The 8,515-nt window shown below is 33.7% G+C and carries 5 protein-coding genes; 2 read left to right on the forward strand and 3 right to left on the reverse strand.

The window, feature by feature from the left end:
• Positions 1–13 precede the first annotated feature (13 nt).
• On the reverse strand, positions 14–2,125 hold the full coding sequence (locus JO950_RS04885) for a TonB-dependent siderophore receptor (protein ID WP_202701586.1): 2,112 nt from the start codon (positions 2,123–2,125) through the stop codon (positions 14–16).
• 104 nt (positions 2,126–2,229) lie between these two features.
• Between JO950_RS04885 and JO950_RS04890 the strand changes: the two genes are divergently transcribed.
• A complete protein-coding gene (locus tag JO950_RS04890) occupies positions 2,230–3,132 on the forward strand; it encodes a DUF6607 family protein (RefSeq protein ID WP_202701587.1) in 903 nt (300 codons plus the stop codon).
• A 506-nt stretch (positions 3,133–3,638) separates the two neighbouring features.
• Here JO950_RS04890 and JO950_RS04895 read toward each other — a convergent pair.
• Both JO950_RS04895 and argS read right to left on the reverse strand, forming a co-directional pair.
• On the reverse strand, positions 3,639–4,331 hold the full coding sequence (locus tag JO950_RS04895) for a YgdI/YgdR family lipoprotein (protein ID WP_237732276.1): 693 nt from the start codon (positions 4,329–4,331) through the stop codon (positions 3,639–3,641).
• A gap of 421 nt (positions 4,332–4,752) precedes the next feature.
• Complete coding sequence (gene argS, locus JO950_RS04900; protein WP_202701589.1) at positions 4,753–6,531, reverse strand: arginine--tRNA ligase; 1,779 nt, start codon at positions 6,529–6,531, stop codon at positions 4,753–4,755.
• Positions 6,532–6,844: 313 nt separating this feature from the next.
• On the opposite strand from argS, the gene JO950_RS04905 reads away from it, so the two are divergent.
• Positions 6,845–8,515, forward strand: a 1,671-nt coding sequence (locus tag JO950_RS04905; RefSeq protein WP_202701590.1) for an outer membrane beta-barrel protein, incomplete at its 3' end; no start/stop codon positions are given.

Consider the following 8,515-nt stretch of genomic DNA (forward strand, 5'->3'; position numbering starts at 1 on the left):
ATGTATTAAGTATTTAAAGATTAAGATTATATGCTAATTTAAAAAAGTAAGAACGTCCGTATGCGAGCATTAAATTCGAAGATGTTGCATGTGCCGATCCTCCACTTGTTTTACTTCGGTTTACATCGGTTACATTAAAAATGTTTCTTGCTCCGACCGTTACTTCAAATCTGTCTTTGAAGAAATTCTTTCTGATTGATGCATCAAACCAATTACTAGGAGCGATAGTAGTCAACACATATTCTGATGCACCTTCCTCAAACTGTTGTGTTTTTCCATTGTATTTGTAATAACCCGAAACAATTGTTTTCCACTTTGGAATATTATAAGACACACTTGCATTTAAATTAAACGAATAGAGAAAATCATCGTTTGAAACAATTTTTTGATTGTCTAATCGCTGCGAAACTCCTACCAATGCAGCTCCAACATTAATCGTCAAGCTATTTAATCTGAACTGATTCGTTGTAGAAAAATTCCACATTCTGTATTTACTAATATTGATGTATTGATTTTCAGGCGTACCGGTATTTGGATTGTTCCCTATAAATACCATGTCAATTCTATCATTAACATCCAGGTAACTTCCCCCAATTGTATTTGATATTTGTAGTCCTGAAGGAAAAGAAGTAAACTTTTTAACACTTGTTTCATAAGAAGTACTTGTTTCCGGAATCAAGTTTTCATTTCCTGCAAAAAAGTGCCCATCGAAAATTTGATTCACATACAATTCCTCAAAATTTGGAGTTCTAAAACCGTTACCATACGATCCCCTCAACTCAACTCCTTTATCAAACAAATATCTTAATGCAACTGAAGAAGCATATTGATTTTTAAATTTAGACTGTGCCGAAAATCTCAATCCCGGTTTTATAGAAAACCGATCGGTAGCCATAATTTCTGAAGAAACAAAAAAATCATAGTTCTCTATCGTTTTATAAACCGATTCAATCACATTATTCTTTTTTTGAACAAGTGCGAATCCTTTATTGTTTACAAATTCATATCCCACCTGCAAATCAATACTTTTGTCTGAGAAAAAATTATTTAATGTCCCTGTAGAGGAAAGAACTTCCATCGACTGATCTTTCTTCTTCTCGTTCGCCCCTTCAGTTTTAGTAAACAAATAATACGTGAAATTCTCTATTTCTCGCTGTTGCTTCTGATGTGTAACAGAAACATTATACGTTAATTGTGAGAACAGCGATCCGGTTGCATTTAAATTATGAAAGTACCTGTTGGTAAAATATCTTTTATCATCAGCAGCACGATAGGATCCCAAAGTAGGATTAAAAAGAGACTGTACAGTACTATTATAAAAATCTACATCTTCATCTAAGTACTCAAATTTATAGAAGAATCGAAAATCGTCTTTTCGATACGATAACATTGCGTTTCCGTTTAACTGATCTTTTGGTAACCAACTGTAACCTCGCATAAAATCAGTTTGAAAGTAATCCTTACCCTTTTTACCATTTAAAAAACCTTGGAAATCATTTCTATTTGCTCCTACACTTACAAACCAGTTCTCATTAAAAGTATGCGCTACACGTAAAGATTGAATATGACGTCCTTTATCAAAAAGAGCGTATTCTTTTCCAACGGTCTCCTCTTGCACTGCGGCATTAATATCCCACTTATATTTAGATGATTTTTTAGTTATAATATTAAGAACTCCGCTTACAGCATTGGCTCCGTAGCTAACTCCCATAGAACCTTCTACAATTTCAATATGATCCACATCATTTAGGTTAATCTGAGACAAATCTGTATTGTTCCCCAGACCGGCTTCATTAACTAATGGTATATTGTCCACTAAAATTTTAAAGTATTGTGCATCTAATCCAAACAAGGAAACGGTTGAGCGCCCGGTTGTTCCACTAGGTCTAACGGTGATATTTAAATATTGATTTAAAACGTCTGCTAAGTTATTTGCTGCTAAATTTTGTATGTCCTGATTAGAAATCACACGAACATTAAACACTGATTTTTTTATAGACTGTGGTTCAAACTGCCCGGTAACTACCACTTCAGAAAGTTTATTTACAGCCGTGGTATCTTTCTTTTGTGCAAAAGATATTTGACAAAAAAGAAAAGCTGCAAAAAAGATAAATTTGATTTTCATTATTTTTATTCATTCTTAATAATGGCGCAAATATATAAACTATTTTTATTTGTTCTAAATTAAATACATATATTTGCGAAAATTTAAAAACAAAATATTACGTTATGATTTCAAAAAGCCTCTATTTTTCAGCTGTTATGGCTTTGACTTGTAGCCTTGGTTTCAGTCAGGATAAAAAGCAACAAGACATCAAATCCATCAAATCTATGTGTGGTTGCTACGAAGTGAAGTTTAATTTCGCAGAAACTTTTCAATACGCTAAAGATTCTGCAACTTATAAACCATCTGAAACAAAACACGAATCTGCATTAGAATGGGTGGAATTATTAGAAGACACTCCTAACAAAATTGTAATGCAACACTTACTAATAGTGAGTGACGATATGATCATCAAACACTGGAGACAAGACTGGTTGTATGAAAACACCGACTTATATACCTTCAATAAAGGAACATCCTGGAAATACAAAAAACTGGACAAAAAAGCAGTAAAAGGTCAATGGACACAAAAAGTATTTCAGGTAGATGATAGTCCACGTTACGAAGGATCTTCGACATGGGTACATGTAGACGGACAAAACTACTGGGCAAACATTGCTGATGCACCACTTCCAAGAAGAGAGCAAACCAAACGTAATGACTATAATGTTTTAAAAAGAAGAAACATTCACGAAATTACAGCTACAGGATGGAATCATGAGCAGGACAATGACAAATTGGTGCGTGACGACAGCGGAAAAGATGTTTTATTAGCGCAGGAAAAAGGGCTGGACGTTTACACTAAAGTTCCGGATATTAAATGTATCGCTGCTCAAAAATGGTGGAAGGAAAACAATGCGCTTTGGAAGAATGTTCGTGACAAATGGCAAACTCTTTTTGACAGACATCAGGACTTAAACTTAGAAGCTAAAGTAGACAGAAAAGCACTTTACTCTCTTCTGTTTGATTTAAAACCAACTGCTACAAAAGCAGAAAGTGATGCAATCATCAACAAGTTCGTAAAATAAGAAATTCCTTTTCTACTTATATTCTAAAAGCCGATAGTAACAAACTATCGGCTTTTTTATGCATAAAAAAACCGTCTGAAAATAATTTCAAACGGTCTGCTACCTTCTATGTTTAATTAGGCTATTAGCTTACTAATTCAAAACAGCATAAAATTAATAAGAGGTCGGTATCTTTAATCTTTTACGATCGATATTCTGGAATAATCATCTCGGATATGCTTAAAAAAACTCTTGAGGTGATATTAGAGTCTGTAGATAAGGATGTTAGAATCCTGTAATATTTCATTAATTAAAGTAGGAAAATTAATATATTATTTAATCCCGTACAAATAAATAAGGCACTATTTTTTTACTTTTTTCTATAAGACTAAAATCCAGTATTTTGACGACATTGCACAAGGCAGTATAATTAAGGAATCTACAAAAAAACAAAAAGGGCCGATAGTTTTACAACTATCAGCCCTTTGATTCATACTATCTATAAAAAATATGTCTTATATGAACTATTATTTAGCTTCTGCGCACTCAGAATAGGAAACAATATGTTTCGTTAAATCAGTCCATTTCGGCTCAGGATTTGCAGCAATTACTTTTTCACAGCTTCCCCATAATGGCACAAATTCTTTTTTATAATCTTTCTTCTTCAATAAAAATGCAGGAGAATCTTTTTTGGCAACATAATACGATTTTGCATCACCTCCAATAAATTTAACCCCGCCAACTCCTAATGAAGTCGTTTCTTTTGCATGAGGATCACAGTATACTTTAAACTCTTTACTGAATGAAGGGTTAAGTAACTGCATTAACAATTTGCTGTTTCTCTTTTTGATTTTTACATCAGTAGTTTCAAAATAAGCGTACCCATCGTTTAAGAAATCCTGGTTTAACTTATCGTCATTCCATTTTTTAAAGTCTTGCAGAAAATTTAATTTTTTTCCTAAGTTATCCAATCCGCTTGGTGGTAAGTACATGAATTTAATATCTTCTGGTTTTAGTTTGTGTTTTTTACCAGTTCCATCTTGTAATTTGATGAACTCAATTAAACCTTTGTCTCTGTCGATATCTTTAATAGTACCATTTATTTCGGTACCATCAGCCAAAGTAATGTAAGCCGTTTTACTGTGAGAAAATCCATAAGAAGGAGAAATCAAATCTTGCGCATTTGCAGAACAACACACTACTAGAAACACTAGTAGCAAAAAGGAATTTTTAATCATTTGTTTTTTGGTTAATTTTTTTGCCTACTCTTGCGATTTTCGGCTTCCTCGATTATTATTTTAACAGGATTTTTTTAGCTAACACCCTGTATTTATTGGCTTCACAAACTTTTTTTATAAATTATTTTCTTACCGTAAACATAGCTATAAAAACAAGATTTACAAATGTTAAACTGTATTTTTTACACGAAAATTCGCCCCAAAAACCTTTGCCTATTTTTCATCTTAATTACCTTACTTTTTCTAATAAAATACAAATTATTTTGGATGGCAACATTTTAGCTAACCTTCCCTTTCTACTCTCGAAAACCAATAGATTTTTTGATTTTGAGCCGACAAAAAAAAGAGTCGATAATTACATTTATAATTATCGACTCTTTGTATTTTATCTTTTGTACAGCAATTACATGCGCTCCGGAACTTCGATTCCCAGCAAACTAAAAGCGGCTTTGATAACCTCAGCTACTTTTTGCGAAAGCTGTACTCTGAATACTTTTTTAGTTAAATCTACTTCTCCTAATATGTGTACCGACTGATAAAAAGAATTATATTCTTTTACCAAATCGTAAGTATAATTAGCAATCAGAGCCGGGCTATGATTGTGTGCCGCATTTTGAATTACTTCCGGGAAAAGTTCGATTTGTTTTACCAGCTCTTTTTCTTTTTCGTGTAATTCTTCGGTATTCGTCTGAGCTGAAAAATCAAAATCAGCTTTACGGATTATCGATTGGATTCTCGCGTAAGTGTACTGAATAAACGGCCCAGTATTTCCGGCAAAATCAACAGATTCTTCAGGATTAAACAAAATACGTTTTTTTGGATCTACTTTTAAGATATAATATTTCAATGCCCCAAGACCAATAGTTTGGTACAATTTGGCTTTTTCTTCGGTTGAATAACTGTCCAGTTTTCCTAAATCTTCAGAAATTTGTTTCGCTGTATCGGTCATATCCTGCATCAAATCATCAGCATCTACAACGGTTCCTTCACGGCTTTTCATTTTCCCTGAAGGCAAATCAACCATTCCATATGATAAATGATACAAGCTTGAAGCCCAGTCAAAACCTAGTTTTTTCAGAATAAGAAACAGCACTTTAAAGTGGTAATCCTGTTCGTTACCAACTGTATATACCATTCCGCCCACATCCGGCATGTCTTTTACACGCTGAATTGCGGTTCCAATGTCCTGTGTCATATATACAGCAGTTCCATCTGAACGCAAAACAATTTTACGATCTAAACCTTCATCGGTAAGATCAATCCAAACTGAACCGTCAGGATCTTTTTCAAAAACGCCTTTGTCCAGACCTACCTGAACCACATCTTTTCCTAATAAATAAGTATTGCTTTCGTAATAGTATTTATCAAAATTAACGCCCAGATTGGTATAAGTAGTAGCAAAACCATCGTAAACCCATTGGTTCATCATTTTCCAAAGCGAAATTACCGCTTCATCTCCTGACTCCCATTTTTTAAGCATCTCTTGTGCTTCAATAATGATTGGAGACTGTTTTTTGGCTTCTTCCTCTGTTTTTCCGGTTTCCATAAGTTGAGAAATCTCCCCTTTGTAAGCTTTATCAAACTCAACATAATACTTCCCTACTAATTTATCTCCTTTTAGATTTGAACTTTCGGGAGTTTCACCATTTCCAAACTTCTGCCAGGCCAGCATCGATTTGCAAATATGGATTCCACGGTCGTTGATAATCTGTGTTTTGTATACTTTTTTTCCTGATGCTTTGATAATTTCAGCTACAGAATACCCTAACAAATTGTTACGTACGTGACCTAAGTGTAAAGGTTTATTGGTGTTTGGCGAAGAATATTCAACCATGATTGCTTTCTCTTCCGGATTTGGTGTTACATATCCGAACTTGGTATTGTCTTTTATTTCATTAAAGAAATTCAAATAGTAACTATCCGCAATGACAATATTCAAAAATCCCGAAACCACATTAAAGCGTGCTACTTCAGAAACGTTCTCTACCAGATAATTTCCAATTTTATTTCCCAGTTCGACAGGATTGCTTTTAATCACTTTCAATAAAGGAAAAATCACCATTGTGATGTCGCCTTCAAATTCCTTTCGGGTGGTTTGAAATTCGATTTTCTCAACAGTAACATCAAATAATGCTTGTATTGCTTTTTGTATAGAAGGTGTAAGAATTTGTGATAATGACATGTAAACTTATTTTAAAGTGTGCAAATATACTGCTTATTCACCAATTACAGAAAATCAAAAACATATTAAATCGAATAAAGCGGTTCTAATTTCTTAAAAAACCTCCCCTTTTAAGTGTTAAAATTATGCAAAAACCAAAACGCTAACCCATTATAAAACAGACGATCTTACGGAAGAAATATTTTTTTTCACTTTTTTCTGTAACATATCCTTAGCAAACGAGTCTTAATAGAGACTTCAAATTAGTTTTGAGGACAAAAAACAAAAACAAAAAACAATCATCATCAATTCATCAAAAAATCATTATTGCATTATGAAACTAAAATTCTTTCTGTTCGTATTACTGGGTGTAATGACAACAGCAAATGCACAGAATTCAGGAAGTGTTTCCGGAAAAATTACTGAAAAATCAAACAGCGCTCCTATTTCTTATGCCACCATCTCGGTTAAAGAGAACGGAAAAGTAGTCGCAGGAGTTAATTCTGATGATCACGGAGATTTCTCTATCAAAAATCTGGCTTTAAAAAGTTATACTATCGAAATTCAATATATTGGATTTAGAAAATATGTAGGCTCTTTACTTTTAAGCGATAACAAAAAAACGGCTACCATTAATGTATCACTTGAAGAAGAAGCTACTCAGCTTAAAGGAGTGAACATTGTAAGTGAGCGTTCGACAATCGAGCAAAAAATTGACCGAAAAGTAATTACTGTCGGAAAAGATTTAACTACTGCCGGAGCTTCTGCCTCTGACATCATGAACAACATTCCCTCTGTAAACGTAGATCAGGACGGAAAACTTTCGCTTCGCGGAAATGATAACGTTCGTGTATTGATCGACGGAAGACCTTCAAACATTGATCCTGCTCAGTTGTTGAAACAAATTCCATCAACGTCAATCAAAAAAATTGAGTTGATTACCAACCCAAGTGCCAAGTACAATCCGGAAGGAATGTCTGGTATCATCAACATCATCTTACACAAAAATACCAATACCGGTTTCAACGGAAGTTACAGTGGGGGAATTACTTTTGGAGAAGTAGCAAAATACAATCAGTCATTAGATTTGAACTACAAGACAGGAAAAGTAAATTTCTTTGGAAACGTAGGACAAAATTTTGGAACTTATTACAATGATGGTTTCATCAACAGATACGATCAGGACATTCGTCAAAAAATTGATGTTGTGAACGAAAATGATTCTTACCTGTATAAAATTGGGATGGATTATTTTATCAATGATCACAATACGATCTCTTTTTATACCAATCAAAACAAATCAAACGGTAAGTTTTTTGTAGACACCAATATTGATTACAGCAATGTAAGCAGTTCTGATATTGCTAACATGTTACAAAAATCAAAATATACTGGTCCGGATAACGTAGGAACTTATAATTTAGCTTACAAACACATCTTTAAAAAAGAAGGTCATACCTTAGATATTGAAGGAAACTATAGCGACAATAAAGAAACCCAAAATGCAGGTTTTGACACGCAAATAAGAAAAAAAGACAATACTTTAGACAATCAGTCTTATAACGATTATATTGCCGGCACTCGTAAACTAAGTACTTTAAACATTGATTACGTAAATCCATTAAACGACAAAACGACTCTTGAAGCAGGTGCCGAAGCCAGAATTACAAAAACAGATAACGATTATATCACCGGAAATCCGTTAGCAACACTTCCAGTTTCTAATTATACTTATGATACTGATATTTATTCTGCTTATGTAACATTCGGACAGAAATTCAAAAAATTCAGTTATCAATTAGGAGCTCGTTTCGAAAGTTATAAAGTGGTTGCGAATTTAAATCATGGTCTTGACAAATTCAATGACGATTACATTACGTTATACCCGTCAGCATATTTGACTTACAATCTGAATGAGAAAAATACGTTACAATTGAGCTACAGCCGTCGTGTAGACCGTCCGAGTTTAGAACAGACAAAACCTATTCGTGAGTTTTCTACTCCT

The organism is Flavobacterium sp. UGB4466, assembly GCF_903469665.1.
In the GTDB taxonomy this organism is placed as follows: domain Bacteria; phylum Bacteroidota; class Bacteroidia; order Flavobacteriales; family Flavobacteriaceae; genus Flavobacterium; species Flavobacterium lipolyticum.